The organism is Streptosporangium amethystogenes subsp. fukuiense (genome assembly GCF_042665875.1).
In the GTDB taxonomy this organism is placed as follows: domain Bacteria; phylum Actinomycetota; class Actinomycetes; order Streptosporangiales; family Streptosporangiaceae; genus Streptosporangium; species Streptosporangium fukuiense.
Map to the genome: position 1 here is coordinate 3599520 of NZ_JBHTEE010000001.1, position 18238 is coordinate 3617757.

At 74.6% G+C, this 18238-nt stretch carries 1 protein-coding gene (running past one end of the window); it reads right to left on the reverse strand.

Annotated elements, in window-relative coordinates:
* Positions 1-18238, reverse strand: partial view of a type I polyketide synthase gene (locus tag ACFQVD_RS15210; protein ID WP_386271350.1) — the 3' portion only. It continues 10682 nt past the right edge of the window; only the last 18238 of its 28920 coding nucleotides appear in the window; its start codon lies off the right edge, out of view; its stop codon occupies positions 1-3.

Genomic DNA, 18238 nt, shown 5'->3' on the forward strand with positions numbered 1-18238 from the left:
TCACTGCGCTCCACCGTCGAGGGCCGCCCGCACCAGCTCGTCGAGTCCCATCGAGTCGAGCGCGTCATCGGCCTCGTCATCGGTGGACGCCTCCGGGGCACCGGTCAGGTGCAGCAGCGCGTCCAGCACGCCGATCTCCCGCAGCCTGGTCATGGACAGCGACGCGAACAGCGCCCGCACCCGCGCCTCCTCCTCGTCGACCCCCGAGGCCGCGCCCGTCTCCTGCAGGAGCCGCTCGATCACGTGACCGGCGAGGGCCTCCGGGGTCGGGTAGTCGAAGATGAGCGTGGAGGGCAGTTTCAGTCCCGTCGAGGCCGTGAGCCGGTTACGCAGCTCGATCGCACTGAGGGAGTCGAACCCCAGGTCCCGGAACGCCTGATCGGCACCGATCGCCTCGCGGCCGGAGTGCCCGAGAACCATGGCGATCTGACCGCGCAACAGGTCGAGCAGCACACCGAGCCGCTCGGAGCCGGCAAGGCCGGCCAGCCTGTCCCGCAGGGCGGACGCCGACTGCCCGGCCTCCCGCGCCGAGCCCGCCGACTCGACCAGCTCACGGTATCCCGGCAGTTCGCACAGCAGCCTGCTGGGCCGGCCCGCCGTGTAGGAGCGGACGAACCGCTCGTGCTCGATGTCGGCGACCACGGCGACCGGTTCACCCCCGGCGACGAGGCCGCTCAGCGCGGAGACGGCCAGTTCGGGGTCCATCGGGCGCACGCCCATGCGCCGGGACGCCTCCTGCGCCGCGGCCACCTCCGCCATGCCGCCACCGGCCCAGGCCCCCCACGCCACCGAGGTGGCCGCGAGCCCGCGCCCGCGCCGCCGCTCGGCCAGGCCGTCCAGCACCGCGTTGGCCGCGGCGTAGTTGCCCTGGCCGGGAGTGCCGAGCGTCCCCGCCGCGGACGAGAACAGCACGAACACCGGCAGATCCAGCTCTCGGGTCAGCTCGTCCAGCACGACCGCCGAGGTCACCTTGGCGCGGAACACGGTCTCGAACCGCTCCTGCGTCAACCCGTCCACCACGCCGTCGTCGAGCACGCCCGCGGCGTGCACCACACCGGTCAGCGGAAACTCGGCCGGGATGGCGGCCAGCACGGCGGACAGGGCATCCCGGTCGGCCACGTCGCAGGCGACGACGGTCACCCGGGCCCCCAGCCCGGCCAGCTCGGCGCGCAGTTCGGCGGCACCGGGGGCGTCCATCCCCCGCCGGCCGGCCAGCAACAGGTGTTCCGCGCCATGCCGGGCCAGCCAGCGGGCCAGATGCCCGCCGAGTGCGCCGGTGCCACCGGTGATCAGTACGGTTCCGGACGGCTCCCACTCGTCGGGCCTGTCGGCCCTGTCCGCGGGAGCCTGCACCAGCCGCCGCGCGTACACGCCGGAGGCTCGGACGGCGACCTGGTCCTCGCCGTCCAGCCCGGCCAGTACGCTCGCCAGCCGTCGCGCCACTCCCCGGTCGACGTTCTCCGGCAGGTCGATCAGACCGCCCCACCGCTGCGGTTGCTCCAGCGCGGCGACTCGGCCAAGGCCCCAGACGGCGGCCTGCGCCGGACTGCGCAGACCATCGTCCGGAGCGGCCGCGACCGCGCCTTGGGTGAGGCACCACAGCGGCGCGTCGACACCGGCGTCGCCCAGTGCCTGGATCAGCAGCGTGGTCAGCACGAGCCCATCGGGAACTCCGGCCTCCAAGGACTCACGTGACTCCTGGGAGTCCTGGGACTCCCGCAGGGCCAGCAGCGACACGACTCCGGCGTACGGTCGGGCTCCGGCGGGTACGCTCAGCCGCTCGGCCAGCGCGGCCCGGTCCTGGGACGTGGCGGTGAGGTCGGCCACCTCCAGGCGTACGACCTCCGCGCCCATGGCTCCGATCGCGTCGATCACCGCGCTCGTCCAGGCGTCCGCCGTCGGCTTCTCGGGAAGCGCGACCAGCCAGGGGCCGGTCGCCGCGGTCCGGCCCGGCGCCTCCGCGCCGTCGCCGGTGAGCGGATTCCACGCGATTCGGTACCGCCAGGCGTCCATGGTGGACCTGCGGCGCCGCTCCCGGCGCCATGACGACAGCGCCGGCAACACCTTGGCCAGCGCGTCGCCGTCCACGTCGAGCCGCGAGGCCAGCGCCTCGGTGCCCTCTTCCTCGACGGCGGCCCAGAATTCCGCGTCCACCGGGTCCGGGGCACCGGTCACGGCCGCCTGCCCCGTCTCGGGCCAGAATCGTTCGTGCTGGAACGCGTACGTCGGCAGGTCCACCGGCCGGGCGCCGGTACCGGCGAAGATCGAGGTCCAGTCGGGACTCATCCCGTGCACGTGCAGCCGGGCGAGCGCGGTGACGAGGGCCCGGTGCTCGTCGCGGTCCCTGCGCAGCAGGGGGACCAGCTCCACCTCGGCCTCCGCGGGGATGGTGTCACGGGCCATCGCGGTCAGGGTCCCGTCCGGGCCGATCTCGACGTAACGGGTCACCCCCGCCTCGTGCGCCGCCCGGATCCCGTCGGCGAACCGTACGGCGCTCCGTACGTGCGCCACCCAGTGGTCCGGAGAGCACAGCTCGGACGTGACGACGTCGCCGGTCACGTTCGAGATCACCGGAATTCGCGGCGCGGAGTAGGAGACGCCTTCGGCGACCGCCCGGAAGTCCGCCAGCATCGGCTCCATCAGCGGCGAGTGGAACGCGTGCGAGACCCGCAGCCGCCTCGTCCGGCGCCCGCTCTCCGCCAGCGCGCCCGCCACGTCGAGCACCGCCCGCTCCAGCCCGGCTATCACCACGGCCTTTGGGCCGTTGACCGCGGCGACGGAGACCTGGTGCTCGTGCCCGGCCAGCGCCCGCAGCACCTCCTCCTCGCCGGCCTGGACGGCGACCATCGCGCCGCCGGCCGGAAGCCGCTGCATGAGCGCGCCTCTGGCCGCCACCAGCGCGCAGGCGTCCTCCAGTGACAGCACGCCCGCGACGTGCGCCGCGGCCAGCTCGCCGACCGAGTGTCCGATCAGCAGGTCAGGGGTGAGATCCCAGGACTCCAGCAGGCGGAACAGGGCGACCTCGACCGCGAACAGCGCCGGCTGGGTCCACCCGGTCCCGTCGAGCAACTCGGCCTCGGGGGTGCCCGCCGGGGCGAACAGGATCTTCCTCAGCGGGCGGTCCAGCCTGGTGTCCAGGTGCGCCAGCACGGCGTCGAGCGCATCGGCGAAGACCGGGAACCGGTCGTAGAGCTCGCGGCCCATCTCCGCCCGCTGGCTGCCCTGGCCGGTGAACAGGAACGCCGTCTTGCCCGCTCGCCCGATCCGGCCGTCGAGCACGTGGGGAGCCGGGTTTCCGTCCGCCGCCGCGGTCAGGCCGTCCACCAGCTCCGCGCGGCTGCCGGCCAGGACGACGAGCCGCTGCCGGAAGCTCGACCGGGTGGTGGCCAGGGAGTAGGCGAGATCGGCCAGGTCGAGTTCGGGGTGCTCGGCGAGGTGGTCGAGCAGGCGTAGCGCCTGTGCCCGCACCGCGGCCGGGCTCTTGGCCGACAGCGGCACCGGCAGAAGGGTCCCGTGGAGCCCGGTGGCGACCTGTGACGGCTCGGTGTGGTCGGCGGGCGGCGCCTCCTCGATGATCACGTGTGAGTTCGTGCCGGTGGCTCCGAAGGACGAGATCCCGGCCCGGCGCGGACGTCCGGCGTCAGGCCACGGCCTGGACTCGGTCAGCAGTTCCACCGCGCCCGCCGACCAGTCCACATGCGACGACGGCGCGTCCAGGTGCAACGTCCTCGGCGCCACCCCGTGCCGCATCGCCATGACCATCTTGATCAGTCCGGCGACTCCGGCCGCCGCCTGGGTGTGCCCGATGTTGGACTTGATCGACCCGAGCAGCACCGGTCGCTCCCGATGCTGACCGTAGGTCTCCAGCAGGGCCTGGGCCTCGATCGGGTCGCCCAGCCTGGTGCCCGTGCCGTGCGCCTCCACCACGTCCACGTCGGACGAGGTCAGCCCGGCGGCGACCAGGGCGCGGTTGATCACCTTCTGCTGGGACGGGCCGCTCGGCGCGGTGAACCCGTTGGACGCGCCGTCCTGGTTGACGGCCGAACCGCGCAGGACCGCCAGCACGTGATGGCCGTTGCGCCGGGCGTCCGACAGCCGTTCGACGACGAGCATGCCGACGCCCTCCGCCCAGCCCGTGCCGTCGGCGGCGTCGGAGAACGCCTTGCACCGGCCGTCCGGGGACAGCGCCCCCATCTCGCCGAACTCGACGAAGCCCACCGGGGTGGACATCACGGTGACACCACCGGCGAGAGCCAGCGAGCACTCCCCGGACCGCAGCGCCTGCGCGGCCAGGTGCAACGCCACCAGGGACGAGGAGCAGGCGGTGTCCGCGGTCACCGCGGGCCCGGTCAGGCCGAAGGTGTAGGACAGCCGGCCGGAGATCACGCTGGCCGCCTGGGCCGTCTGCGCGTGGCCGTGATGATCGCGAGGCGGCCGGTAGTCACCACCGGTGGCGCCGACGTAGACGCCCACATCGCCGCCCCGCAGGCCGGCGGGGTCGATGCCCGCCCGTTCGAACGCCTCCCAGGCGGCTTCGAGCACCAGTCGCTGCTGCGGGTCCATCACCATCGCCTCACGGGGCGAGATGCCGAAGAAAGCCGGGTCGAAGTCGGCGACGTCGTAGAGGAAACCGCCTCCGGCCGCCGTGCTGCGGCCACGCCCGTCGGCGTCCCCACCGGACAGCACCTCCAGGTCCCAGCCCCGGTCGGCGGGGAACACGCCGACCGCGTCCACCTCGCCGGTGACCAGCCGCCACAGGTCCTCCGGCGAGCGGACGCCGCCCGGATACCGGCAGCTCATGCCGACGATGACGACCGGGTCGTCCGAGAGCACGGCCGATACGGGCGCCCGGCTCTCCTCGCCGAGGCTCTCCTCCCCGAGCACCCGGGCCGCCAGGTGTTCGGCGAGTTCCACCGGTGTCGGGTGGTCGAAGACGAGCGTGGCCGGCAGGGTCAGCCCGGTCGCGGCGTTGAGCTGGTTACGCAGGTCGACCGCGGTGAGGGAGTCGAACCCGAAGTCCCGGAAGGCCCGGTCGGCCTCGATCGAGGTGCCGTCCGCGTGCCCGAGGACCGAGGCTGCCCTGGCCACCACCAGTTCGAGGACGAGGCCCGGACGCTCGGCCGCCGGCAGCCCGCGAAGACGGTCCCGGAGCGCGGCCGCCGCGGTGGGCTCGCCGTCGTGGGCGCCGTCCACCGCCTCGATCGCCCGCCGGGCCTGGGGCAGCTCGTCCAGCAGCGAGGTCGGCCGCACCGCGAGGAAGGCCGGGGCGAACCGGTCCCACGCCACGTCGGCGACCGTCACCGCACTCTCACCGTTCGCGACGATCCGGCCCAGCGCGCCGAGCGCGAGCTCCGGCGCCAGCGCGGGCAGCCCGTTCGCCCGCAGGTGCAGGTCCATCCCCCTGTCCGCGGCCAGGCCGCTGTCCGCCCATGCCGACCAGGAGACGGCGGTCCCCACCGCGCCTCGGGCGCGGCGCGCTTCGATCAGTGCGTCCCGGACCGCCTCCGCGGCGGCGGCGGCACCTCGGCCGGCGACGCCCCAGACACCGGAAAGCGAACAGAACATGACGAACGCATCCAGCTCCCGCTCTTCCAGCAGGGAGTCCAGGTGGATCGCCCCGGCGGCGTAGGCCGCGGCGGTCTCGGCCAGGTCCGCCGGCTCGGTCTCTGCCAGCGGGGCGGCCTCGGCCGGTTCCTCGGCGTAGATGACCGCGTCCGGCGGGAACTCCGCCAGCAGGGCGGCCACGGCCTCCCGATCCGCCAGGTCGCAGTGCCTGTTCGTCACCCGGGGATCCACCTCGGCGGGCTCCGGCGCGGCGAAGCACCCGGCCAGCACGACCCGGTCCGCCCCCACGTCGGCCAGCCGGCGGGCGATGCGCTCGCCGGAGACTCCGGTGTCCCCGGCGACCAGTACCGTGCCACGAGGTCGCCACGACCGGTCGGCGTCCCCGGCCGGGGCCGGGACGAGCCGACGGCCGAACACCCCGGAGGCGCGTACGGCGACCTCGCCCTCGCCGTCCGGGCCGCCGGCCAGCACGCCGGCGAACCGGGCGACGGCCCGCCGGTCGAGCAGCCCGGGCAGGTCGATCATGCCGCCCCAGCGCCGGGGGTGCTCCAGCGCCGCCACCCGGCCGAGGCCCCAGATCGCGGCCTGACCCGGGTTCGGTGGTGCGTCGGATCTGCCCACGGACACCGCGCCTCGGGTGACGCACCACAGCGGCGCGTCGACACCCGCGTCGCCCAGCGCCCGCACCAGCGCGGCCGTCGACGCCACCTCGGGCAGACCGTCACCGCCCGTCCCGGCGAACGCCAGCAGGGAGATCACCCCCGTCGGCGCCCGGCCGTCGGCCTCCGGGCCGCCGAGCTGTTCGGCGAGCTGTGCGGCCAGCCACGCGTGGTCGGTGTGCGTGACGTCGAGACGCGTCAGGGCATCGGGGCCGGCCAGGGCGGCGCCCACGGCATCGAGCACCTCCGCCCACTCCGCCTCGGCCCCACCGGCCGGGACGGCCACCAGCCATCTCCCGGACGGCGGGGTGGACGGCACGGCGGCCAGGGGCTTCCACGCCACCCGGTAGCTCCAGGAGTCCACGAGGGTGCGCTCGCGGCGCGAGCGGCGCCAGGACGACAGCGCGGGCAGCACCGTCGACAGCGAGTCCGCCTCCAGATCCAGCGTGGCCGCCACGGACGTCAGGTCCGCACGCTCGATCGCGGCCCAGAACTCGGCGTCCACCGGGTCCCCGATCGAACCGCCCGCTGAGCCGACCGCCGGGGCGACGGCCTCGGGCCAGTACCTCCGGCGCTGGAAGGCGTAGGTGGGCAGGTCGACGCGGCGCGCGCCGCATCCGGCGAACAGGGACCGCCAGTCCACCGGCAGCCCGTGGACGTGCAGCCGGGCCAGCGCGTCCACGGCCGACGCCTCCTCGCCGCGGTCCTTACGCAGCATCGGCACGACCAGGGTGCCCGCCTCGGTGCCGTCGGCCGCCAGGCAGTGCTGGGTCAGCGCGGACAGCACGCCGTCCGGGCCGAGCTCGACGAACGTGCTCACGCCGGAACCGCGCAGGGTGCGCACGCAGTCGGCGAAGCGGACCGCCTGCCGGGCGTGGTCGACCCAGTAGCCGGGTGAGCAGAGCCGCTCGACGGCGATCGGCTCGCCGGTCAGGCCGGAGACGAGCGGGATGGCCGGCGGGGAGAACCCGAGCCCTCGTACGGACCGGCGGAACTCCTCCAGCATGGGGTCCATCAACGGCGAGTGGAACGCGTGGCTGACGGCCAGCCGGGTGGTCTTGCGACCCTCGGCCGCGAGGTGGGCGGCGATCTCGGTGACCGGCCCCTCCACCCCGGCGACCACCACCGCCGACGGTCCGTTGACCGCGGCGATCGACACCTCGTGCTCGCGCCCGGCGAGCAGCGGGAGAACCTCCTCCTCGGTGGCCTGCACCGAGACCATCGCGCCCTCGGCCGGTAGCGCCTGCATCAGCCGCCCCCTGGCGGCGACCAGGGTGCACGCGTCCGCCAGCGTCAGCACACCGGCGACGTGCGCCGCGGCGATCTCGCCGATCGAGTGCCCGGCCACCAGGTCCGGGCGCAGTCCCCACGACTCCGCCAGGCGGAACAGGGCCACCTCGACCGCGAACAGCGCGGGCTGCGTCCACCGGGTCTGGTCAAGCCGCTCGGCCTCGGGCGACCCCGCCTCGGCGAACAGGATGGTCCGCAGCGGCTGGTCCAGCTCGACGTCGAACTGCGCGAGCACCGCGTCCAGTGCCTGCGCGAACACCGGGAACCTGGCGTACAGCTCCCGGCCCATGCCGGGGCGCTGGGAGCCCTGTCCGGCGAACAGCATCGCCGACCTGCCCGCGACGGTGGCGGCCTCGCCACGCGCGACCTCCGACACGCCGTCGGCGGTGGCCAGCAGCACCGCGCGGTGCCGGAACATCGACCGGCTCGCCAGCGAGTAGCCGACGTCCACCGGATCGAGGCCGCGGTCGGCGGCCGGTACCTGGTCGAGCTGGGCCCGCAGCGCCTCCCGGGTCCGGCCGGAGACGACCCACGGCACGACCGCGGGAACCCTCCGCTCGCCTTGCTCGCCGGGGGGCCGCTCGTCCAGGGGCGCCTGCTCCAGGATCACGTGGGCGTTGGTGCCGCTGATCCCGAAGGCGGAGACGCCGGCCCGCAGCGGTCGTCCCTTCCCCGTCCACCCCCGGGGCTCGGTCAGCAGCTCGACGGCCCCGGACGACCAGTCCACGTGCGACGCCGGTACCTCGACGTGCAACGTCTTGGGCAGCATGCCGTGCCGCATGGCCAGCACCATCTTGATCACACCGGCGACACCCGCCGCCGCCTGCGTGTGGCCGAGATTGGACTTGATCGATCCCAGCAGGAGCGGGTGATCCCGCTCCTGGCCGTACGTCGCCAGCAGGGCCTGCGCCTCGATCGGGTCGCCCAGCGCCGTGCCGGTGCCGTGCGCCTCGGCCGCGTCGACCTCGGCCGGGGACAGCCCCGCCGCGGCCAGTGCCTGCCGGATCACCCGCTGCTGCGACGGGCCGTTCGGCGCGGTCAGCCCGTTCGACGCGCCGTCCTGGTTCACCGCCGACCCGCGCACGACGGCGAGGACCGGATGACCGTCTCGCCGCGCGTCCGACAGGCGTTTCAGCACGAGCACGCCGACGCCTTCCGACCAGCCGGTGCCGTCGGCCGCGTCGGAGAACGCCTTGCACCGCCCGTCGGGGGCCAGGCCGCCCTGGGCGCTGAACTCGACGAACGAGTCCGGGCTCGACATCACCGAGACGCCGCCCACCAGCGCCAGCGAGCACTCGCCGGCCCGCAGGGCCTGCGCGGCCCAGTGCAGGGCGACCAGGGAGGACGAGCACGCGGTGTCGACGGTGATCGCGGGACCCTCCAGCCCCAGCGTGTAGGACAGCCGCCCCGACATGACGCTCGCCGTGGTGCCGGTGGCCACGTGCCCCTGCACGTCCGCGCCGGAACCCTTGAGCAGGCCGACGTAGTCCTGGCCGTTGGTGCCCACGAAGACGCCGCCGTCGCTGCCCCGGAGGTCGAGGGGATCGATGCCGGCCCGCTCCAGCGCCTCCCAGGACGCCTCCAGCACCAGGCGCTGCTGCGGGTCCATCGCCAGCGCCTCACGCGGCGAGATGCCGAAGAACTCGGCGTCGAACTCGGTGGCGTCCCGCAGGAAGCCGCCGACGCTCGTGGCCGACATCCCTCCGGCGAGCGCGTCCAGGTCCCATCCCCGATCGTCGGGGAAGGAGGAGACGCCCTCTCCCCCGTCCACCAGCAGCCGCCACAGATCCTCGGGGGAGCTCACCCCGCCGGGGAACCGGCAGCTCATGCCGACGATCACGATGGGATCGTCATCGGCGGCGTGTGCCGTCACGGCCCGCGACCCGGGCCGTGCCTCCTCGTGCGGCATCGAGCCGAGCAGTTCGGCCAGCAGGAAGTCCGCCAGCGCGCTCGGGGTGGGATAGTCGAACACCAGCGTCGCCGGCAGGGTCAGCCCCGTCGTCGCGACCAGCGCGTTGCGCAGCTCGATGGTGGTCAGCGAATCGAAGCCCAGCTCCTTGAACGGGCGGTCCGGTGCGATGCCGTCGGCGTCGGCATGGCCGAGCACGGCGGCCACCCGGCCGCGCAGCAGGTCCAGGACGGCCCGGCCCTGCTCGGTGGCGGGCAGATCGGCCAGCCGTCGCCGGAACGGCGGCTCGGCCGTGGCGGCCTCGTCCCCTCCATCGCCCGTGGCCCCGGCCCCCGTCGCCGCGGCGACCTCGGGCAGGTCGCTCACCAGCGGGTTGCGCCGGATCGCGGCGAAGGCGCCGACGAATCGGGACCAGTCGACGTCGGCGACGGTCAGCGTCGTGTCGTCGTGCTCGATCGCCTGCCGCAGCGCGAGGATCGCCAGGTCCGGGGGCATCATCTCCAGACCGGCCCGGCGCATCCGGTTCTCCACGCCGGCGGCGTCCACCGCCATGCCCGACCCGGCCCACGGACCCCAGGCGATGGATGTCGCCGCGAGCCCCCGCGCGCGCCGGTGCTCCGCCAGCGCGTCGAGCACGGCGTTCGCGGCCGCGTAGTTGGCCTGCCCCGGCGAGCCGAAGGTGGCGGACGTGGAGGAGAACAGCACGAACGCCGACAGGTCCATGTGCTCGGTCAGCTCGTGCAGGTTGAGCGCGGCGACCGCCTTCGACCGCAGGACCGCAGAGAGGCGTTCCGGCGTCAATCCGTCGAGCACCCCGTCGTCGACCACGCCCGCCGCGTGGAAGACCGCGGTCAGCGGCTGCTCCTCCGGGATTCCGGCCAGCACGGCGGCCACGGCGTCGCGATCGGCGACGTCGCAGGCCACGACGCTGACCTGGGCGCCGAGGCCGGCCAGTTCGTCCCGCAGCTCGGCCGCGCCCGGGGCGTCCGGCCCGCGGCGGCCGGCCAGCAGGAGGTGCGCGGCACCCGCACCGGCCACCCAGCGGGCGACCCGCGCCCCGAGCGCACCGGTGCCTCCCGTGATCAGTACGGTGCCTCCGCCGAAGGACTCGGTGCCTGCGCCGGTCGGGGCGGTGCCCGGCGGGGCGAGCTCCCGCGCGACGGGATTCTCGCCGATCGGAGCGTGCGCCAGGCGGCGGCCGAAGACCCCCGGAGGGCGTACCGCGAGCTGGTCCTCATCCTTGAGGCCGGAGTCCTGGATGCCGGACAGCACGTCGATCAGGCGGGAGATCGTGATGGAGTCGAGGTTCTCCGGCAGGTCGACCAGCCCACCCCACAGATGCGGCTGCTCCAGCGCCACGGACCGGCCCAGACCCCACACGGCGGCCTGCACCGGCCGGGACACCTGTTCCGAGCGCCCCACCGACACCGCGCCGCGGGTCACGCACCACAGGGGTGTCTCGGCCCCGGCGTCGCCGAGGGCCTGCGCCAGTGCGACCGTCAGCGCCAGACCGGCGGGAACCCCCGGACAGCCGGCGACGTCCCGCTCGTCCAGGGCCAGCAGCGACACGATCCCGATGGGCCGAGGTCCGGCGGAGCACAACTCCCGTATCCGCACGGCCAGCGCCGCCCGGTCGGGTTCGCCGACCTCGATCCGGTCGGCCTCCGCGCCCAGCGCGCCCGCGAGCGAGGTCGTCCACTCCTCACCCGCGTGCCCCGCCGGGATCACCACGAGCAACCGGGCTCGTACGTCCGGAGAGAGCTCCGGGGAGAGCGCGGTGAGTGGCGACCAGGGCAGCGGCTTCCAGACGGATCGGTACCGCCAGCCGTCCACGGCGGAGCGCTCCCGCCGGTCGCGGCGCCACGAGGACAGCGCCGGGAGCAGCGCCTCCAGCGTGTCGCCGCCGACCGCCAGCCCCGCTGACAGCGCCGCCACATCACCGCGTTCCACCGCGTCCCAGAAGTCCGTGTCCGCCGCACCGGAGGATGCGGGTACGGCGGCCGCCCCGGCGTCCGGCCAGAACCTCCGGCGCTGGAAGGTGTAGGTCGGCAGGTCGACCGTCTCGGCGCCGGTGCCGGCGAAGAACCCTCTCCAGTCCACGGCGACGCCCCGGAGATGCAGCCGGGCCACCGCGGCGGTGAGGGCCTGCTCCTCGTCTCGGTCCCGGCGCGCCACGGGGACCGTCTGGGCGCCTGGGTGGTCGGCGAGACAGTCGGCGGCGATGGCCGTGAGCACGGCGTCGGGGCCGAGTTCGAGGAACGTGACGACGCCCTGCTCCGCCAGCCGGCGCACGCCGTCGCCGAAGCGAACCGGTCGCCGGATGTGCTCCACCCAGTAGTCAGGCGAGCAGAGCTGCTCCGCGGTCGCCGGCTCGCCGGTCACGTTCGACATGACCGGGATCTCCGGAGGCGCGTACGACAGACCGCGCGCGACCCGGCCGAAGTCGTCGAGCACGGCGTCCATCCGCGGTGAGTGGAACGCGTGGGAGACCTGGAGCCGCCTGGTCCTGCGCCCCCCGGCGGCGAGCCGCGCCGCGATCTCCAGGACGGCGTCCTCCTCGCCGGCGACGACCAGCGAAGCCGGGCCGTTGACCGCCGCGATCGACACCTGGTCCTCGCGCCCGGCCAGCAGCGGGAGCACCTCCTCCTCGCGGGCCTCAAGGGCGGCCATCGCCCCACCGGCGGGCAGCGCCTGCATCAGGCGGGCGCGGGCCGCCACCAGGGTGCACGCGTCCGGCAGCGACAGCACACCGGCGACGTGCGCCGCGGCGATCTCCCCGACCGAGTGGCCCGTGAGGTGGTCGGGTCTGATGCCCCACGATTCGAGCAGCCGGAACAGGGCCACCTCGAAGGCGAACAACGCCGGCTGGGTGTAGCCGGTCTCATCCAGCAGGGCGGCCTCCGCCGTACCCGCGGGGGCGAACAGCACCTCGCGCAACGGGCGGTCCAGGTCCGTGTCCAGGTGGGACAGCACCTCGTCGAGCGCGTCCGCGAACGCCGGGAAGCGACCGTACAGCTCGCGGCCCATTTCCGCGCGCTGGCCGCCCTGGCCGGTGAACATGAAGGCCAGCGAGCCGCGGACGGCGGTGCCGCGCGCGACGCCCCCCGGAACGGCGGCGCCGTCCGGCGGCTCTTCGGCCAGCGCCCGCAACCCGTCGACGATCTCCCGACGCTCCCGCCCGACCAGCGCCGCACGCTGGTCGAGGTGCGACCGCGAGGTCGCCAGGGAGAAGGCGACGTCTGTGGGGTGGAGACCGGGCGACTCCTCCAGCAGGGACAGCAGCCGCCCCGCCTGGTGGCGCAGGGCCTGCTCGTTCTTGCCCGACACCAGCACGGGAACGACGACGGGCTCGGCCGTCCCCGCACGTGCGGCGGCGGGCGGCGCCTCCTCCAGCACCATGTGGGCGTTGGTGCCGCTGAGCCCGAACGACGACACCGCGGCCCGGCGCGGATGCCCGGCGCGTACCCATTCCCTCGGCTCGCTGAGCAGTTCGATGGCGCCCGCGGTCCAGTCCACGTGCGACGACGGGGTGTCCGCGTACAGGGTCCTGGGCAGCAGGCCGTGCCGCATCGCCATGACCATCTTGATCACGCCGGCGACGCCGGAGGCCATCTGGGAGTGCCCGATGTTGGACTTGACCGACCCCAGCAGCAGCGGGCGGTCCGGGTCCCGGTCCTGTCCGTAGGTCGCGAGCAGCGCCTGTACCTCGATCGGGTCGCCCAGCGCCGTACCGGTCCCGTGGCCCTCCACGGCGTCGACGTCCACCGCTGAGAGCCCGGCGTTGGCCAGCGCCTGCCTGATCACCCGCTGCTGCGACGGGCCGTTCGGCGCGGTCAGCCCATTGGACGCGCCGTCCTGGTTGATCGCCGACCCGCGGATGACCGCGAGGATCGGGTGCCCGTTGCGCTCGGCGTCGGACAGCCGCTCCACCAGCAGCAGCCCGACCCCCTCGGCCAGGCTCATCCCGTCCGCCGAGTCGGAGTACGCCTTGCACCGACCGTCGGGGGCCATCGCCCGCTGCCGACTGAACCCGATGAAGGCATCGGGGGTGGACATCACGGTCACCCCACCGGCCAGCGCCAGCGAGCTCTCACCGTCGCGCAGCGACTGACAGGCCAGGTGCAGCGCCACCAGTGACGACGAGCACGCCGTGTCCAGCGTGACGGCCGGGCCCTCCAGCCCGAACAGGTACGACACCCGGCCGGACAGCACGCTTGAGATGGTGCCGGTGATCAGATGGCCTTCCAGGCCCTCTCTCCCCCCGGCCATCGCCAGGCCGTAGTCCTGATAGCTGGACCCGATGAAGGTGCCGGTCAGGCTGCCGCGCAGCGACGAGGGGGCGATCCCGGCCCGCTCAACGGCCTCCCAGGCCGTCTCCAGCAACAGCCGCTGCTGCGGATCCATCGCCAGCGCCTCCCGGGGCGAGATCCCGAAGAAGTCGGCGTCGAACTCCGCCGCGTCGTGGAGGAAGCCGCCCCACGTGGAGTACGTCTTGCCGGACCGGCCCGGGTCGGGGTCGTAGAGCCCCTCCGCGTCCCAGCCGCGGTCGGCGGGGAATCCGGAGATCGCGTCGACCCCGTCGACCACGACCTGCCACAGCCGCTCCGGTGAGCGGACCCCACCCGGGTAGCGGCAGGCCATCCCGATGATCGCGATCGGCTCGTCCGAGGCGGCCCGCGCCGGGCCTGCCACGGCCGCCGGCCCGGCCTGCGTTCCGGCGATCTCGGCGCGCAGGAACTCCGCCAGCGCCTCCAGGTTCGGGTGGTCGAACACCAGCGTGCTGGGCAGTGCCAGGCCCGTCGCGCCGGCCAGCCGGTTGCGCAGATCGACCGCGGTCACCGAGTCGAAGCCCATGTCGCGGAACGCCTGCCGCCCGGCGACGGCGTCGGCCGAGGCGTGGCCCAGCACGGTCGCCGCCTGGGTGCGCACCAGCTCCAGCAGCCGGCGGTCCCGCTCGGACGCCGGCAGCCCGCGCAGCCGGGTGACGAATTCCCCGTCGCTCGCGGCGACGGCCGGCCGCCCGGCGGTTTCGGCCAGCCGCCGTACCGCGGGCACCTCGCTGAACAGCCGGCTCGGCCGCGCCGAGGTGAAGACCGGGAGGTACCGCTCCCAGTCGATGTCGGCGATGGCCAGCACGGTCTCCTCGCCGGCCAGCGCCTGCCGGAACCCTTCGAGCGCCAGGTCCGGCTCCATGAACACGAGCCCGCTGCGCCGGATCTGCTCGGGATCGACCCGGCCGAGATCGCGGTCGTCCGACCAGATGCCCCAGGAGATCGACGTGGCCGGCAACCCCCGGGCACGCCGGTTCTCCGCCAGCGCGCCGAGGAAGGCGTTGCCCGCCACGTAGGCCGCGTGCCGCCCGCTGCCCCACATCCCCGCCGTCGAGGAGAACAGCACGAAGGCGTCGAGCTCGTCCGCGTCCAGCAGCTCGTCCAGGTGCCGGGCGCCGACGACCTTGGCCCGTACCACCTCGGCGAACGCCTCCATGGTGGTGTCCTGCAGGGTGTGCAGCTCGATGGAGGCGGCGGTGTGCACCACCGTACGGACGACGTGGCCCTCCGCCCGCAGCCGCGCGAGCAGACCGGCGACGGAGTCGCGGTCGGACACGTCGCACGCCACCGTCGTGGCGGTCGTGCCGAGTTCGGCCAGCTCGGCCAGCAGTTCGGCCGCGCCGGGGGCGTCCATGCCACGGCGGCTGGTCAGCACCACGTGCTCGGCCCCCTCGGCCGCGAGCCGGCGGGCCAGGTGCGGGGCGAGCGTTCCGGTGCCGCCGGTCACCAGGGTGGTCCCGCGCAGCGCCCAGCCGCGTGCCGGCTCTCGATCCGCCGCCGATACCGGCGCCGGCACCACCCGTCTGGCGAACAGGCCGGAGGGCCGGATCGCGAGCTGGTCCTCGCCGCCGCCGCCCGCGAGGACGCCCGCCAGCCGCCGCGCCGCGCGCTGGTCGAGCGTCCCCGGCAGGTCGACCAGGCCGCCCCATCGTCGCGGGTGCTCCAGCGCGGCCGTCCAGCCCACGCCGTGGACCTGAGCCTGGACGGGGTTGGTCACCTGGTCAGACCGGCCGGTGGAGACCGCGCCCGTGGTGAGGCACCACAGGGGCGCGTCGATCTCCGCGTCGCCCAGGGCCTGCACGAGCGCGACGGTGAGTGCCAGACCGACGGCCAGCTCCGGGTAGCGGTCGGCGGGCTGCTCGGCGAGGGCGAGCAGGGACACGACGCCGGAGATGTGCTCTTCCTCGCCGGGCGAGGCGCCCGGTCCCCCGGCGTCGCCAAGCGCACCGTCACCGTCCGGTGCGCCGGACGGCGGACCGGACAGCACGCGCGCCAGCAGGGCCCGGTCGGTGCACGACTCGTCGAGCGCGACCCTGCGGACCCGCGCGCCGTGCGCGGTGAGCGCGTCCGCGACGTCGTCGCCCTCCAGGCCCTCCGGGGTGACGAGCAGCCACGTGCCCGACAGGGAGGTGGAGGCGGGGCCGATCACCGGCCGCCAGGCGACGCGGTAGCGCCAGGAGTCCACGGTGGACCGGGCCCGCTGCCGGCGGCGCCAAGAGGACAGCGCGGGTACCACCGCGGCCAGTGTCCCCGTGCCCACGTCCAGTCCCGAGGCCAGCGAGTCGAGGTCCTCCCGCTCCACCGCCGCCCAGAACCGCTCGTCCGCCGGGTCCGCCGCGCCGGCCGTCGGCGCCTCGGCGCGCCGTATCCAGAACCGTTCCCGCTGGAAGGCGTACGTCGGTAGTTCCACCCGGCGGGCGCCCGTGCCGTCGAAGACCGTTCTCCAGTCGACCGGCACGCCGCGCACGAACACCTCCGCCAGGGAGGTGAGGAAGCGTTCCGTGCCGCCCTGGTCGCGGCGCAGGGTCCCGGTGACCACCGCCGAGGTCCCGCCCGTCTCCTCGGCCGTCTCCTGGATCGCGCCCGTCAGCACCGGGTGCGGGCTGACCTCGATGAACGCCCGGTGCCCGGCGGCCAGCAGGCATCGCACAGCGGGTTCGAACCGGACGGCCCGCCGCAGGTTGCGGTACCAGTAGTCCGCGTCCAGCTCCGTGCCGTCCAGCCACTCCCCGGTCACCGTGGACAGGAAGGGAACCTCGGCCCGCTCCGGCCGGATCTCCGACAGGGCTCGCGGCAGCTCCTCCTGGAGGCGTTCGACGTGGGCCGAGTGCGAGGCGTAGTCGACCGCGACCCGCCTGGAGCGCACCCCCTCCTCGGTCAACCGCTCCGACAGCTCGTCGAGCGCGCCGGGCTCGCCGCACACCACGACCGAACGCGGCCCGTTGACCGCCGCGACCGAGATCCGCTCGTCCCAAGAGCGCAGTCTCTCCTCGACGTCGGGCAGCGGAAGCGAGACCGACATCATCCCTCCGGCGCCGGCCAGCCGCCGTCCGATGGCCTGGCTGCGCACCGCCACCACCCTCGCGGCGTCGTCCAGGGACAGCGCGCCCGCCACGCAGGCGGCGGCGATCTCCCCCTGAGAGTGCCCGATCACCGCGTCGGGCTCCACCCCGTGAGCGCGCCACATCGCCGCGAGCGAGACCATCACCGCGAACGACACCGGCTGCACGACGTCCACCCGGTCCAGCGACGGCGCTCCCTCCACCTGGCGCAGCACGTCGATCAGCGACCAGTCGACATACCGGCTCAGGGCGAGGGCGCACTCGGCGACACGTTCGGCGAACACCGGGGACTGCTCAAGCAACCGGGCGCCCATACCGGCCCACTGCGCGCCCTGGCCGGGGAACACGAAGACCGTCTTGCCCTCGGCGTCCGCCACGCCCTGGATCACACCCGGCGCGGGCTCGCCCGCGGCCACCGCGCCCATCGCGGCGGAGAGCGACTCGCGGTCACCGCCCACTACGACCGCGCGGTGCTCGAACGCCGACCTCGACGTCACCAGCGAGAAGCCCACCGCGGCCGGATCGAGCTCATCGCGGCCGGCACCGTGGTCGGCGACGTGGTCGGCATCGTGGTCGGCGACGTGCGAGGCGAGCCGTCGCGCCTGCGCGCGCAACGCCTCCGCCGTCCTGCCAGACACCACCCACGGCACCGCGCCGAGCGCAGGAACGGGAACGCGGCCGGGAGCCGCGGCCGCGGAATCCTCACGGCCGTCGGGACCGGCGAGCGCGACCTCGCCGACCGGCTCCTGCGCGTCCGGCGCCTGTTCGAGGATCGCGTGGGCGTTCGTGCCGCTGATCCCGAAGGAGGACACGGCGGCACGGCGCGGCCGTCCGGTCTCCGGCCACGGCGTGGCCTCGGTCAGCGGCTCGACCGCGCCCGCCGTCCAGTCCACGTGGGTCGAGGGCGTGCCCACGTGCAACGTCTTGGGCAGCACCCCGTTCCGCATCGCCATGACCATCTTGATCACGCTGGCCACGCCCGCCGCGGACTGGGTGTGGCCGATGTTCGACTTGACCGACCCGAGCAGGAGCGGGCGCTCCCTGTCCTGCCCGTACGTGGCGAGGAGCGCTTGGACCTCGATGGGGTCGCCCAGGCCCGTACCCGTGCCGTGCGCGTCGATCGCGTCGACCTCGGCCGGGGACAGCCGCGCGCCTGCCAGGGCCTTCCGGATCACCCGCTGCTGGGAGGGACCGTTGGGCGCGGTCAGCCCGTTGGACGCGCCGTCCTGGTTCACCGCCGAACCGCGCACCACCGCCAGGATCGGGTGGCCGTTGCGCCGCGCGTCGGACAGCCGCTCCACCAGGAGCAGGCCGACCCCTTCTGCCAGGCTCATCCCGTCGGCCGCGTCGGAGAACGCCTTGCACCGGCCGTCGGCGGCCAGGGCCCGCTGGCGGCTGAACGCCACGAAGGCGGCCGGGGTG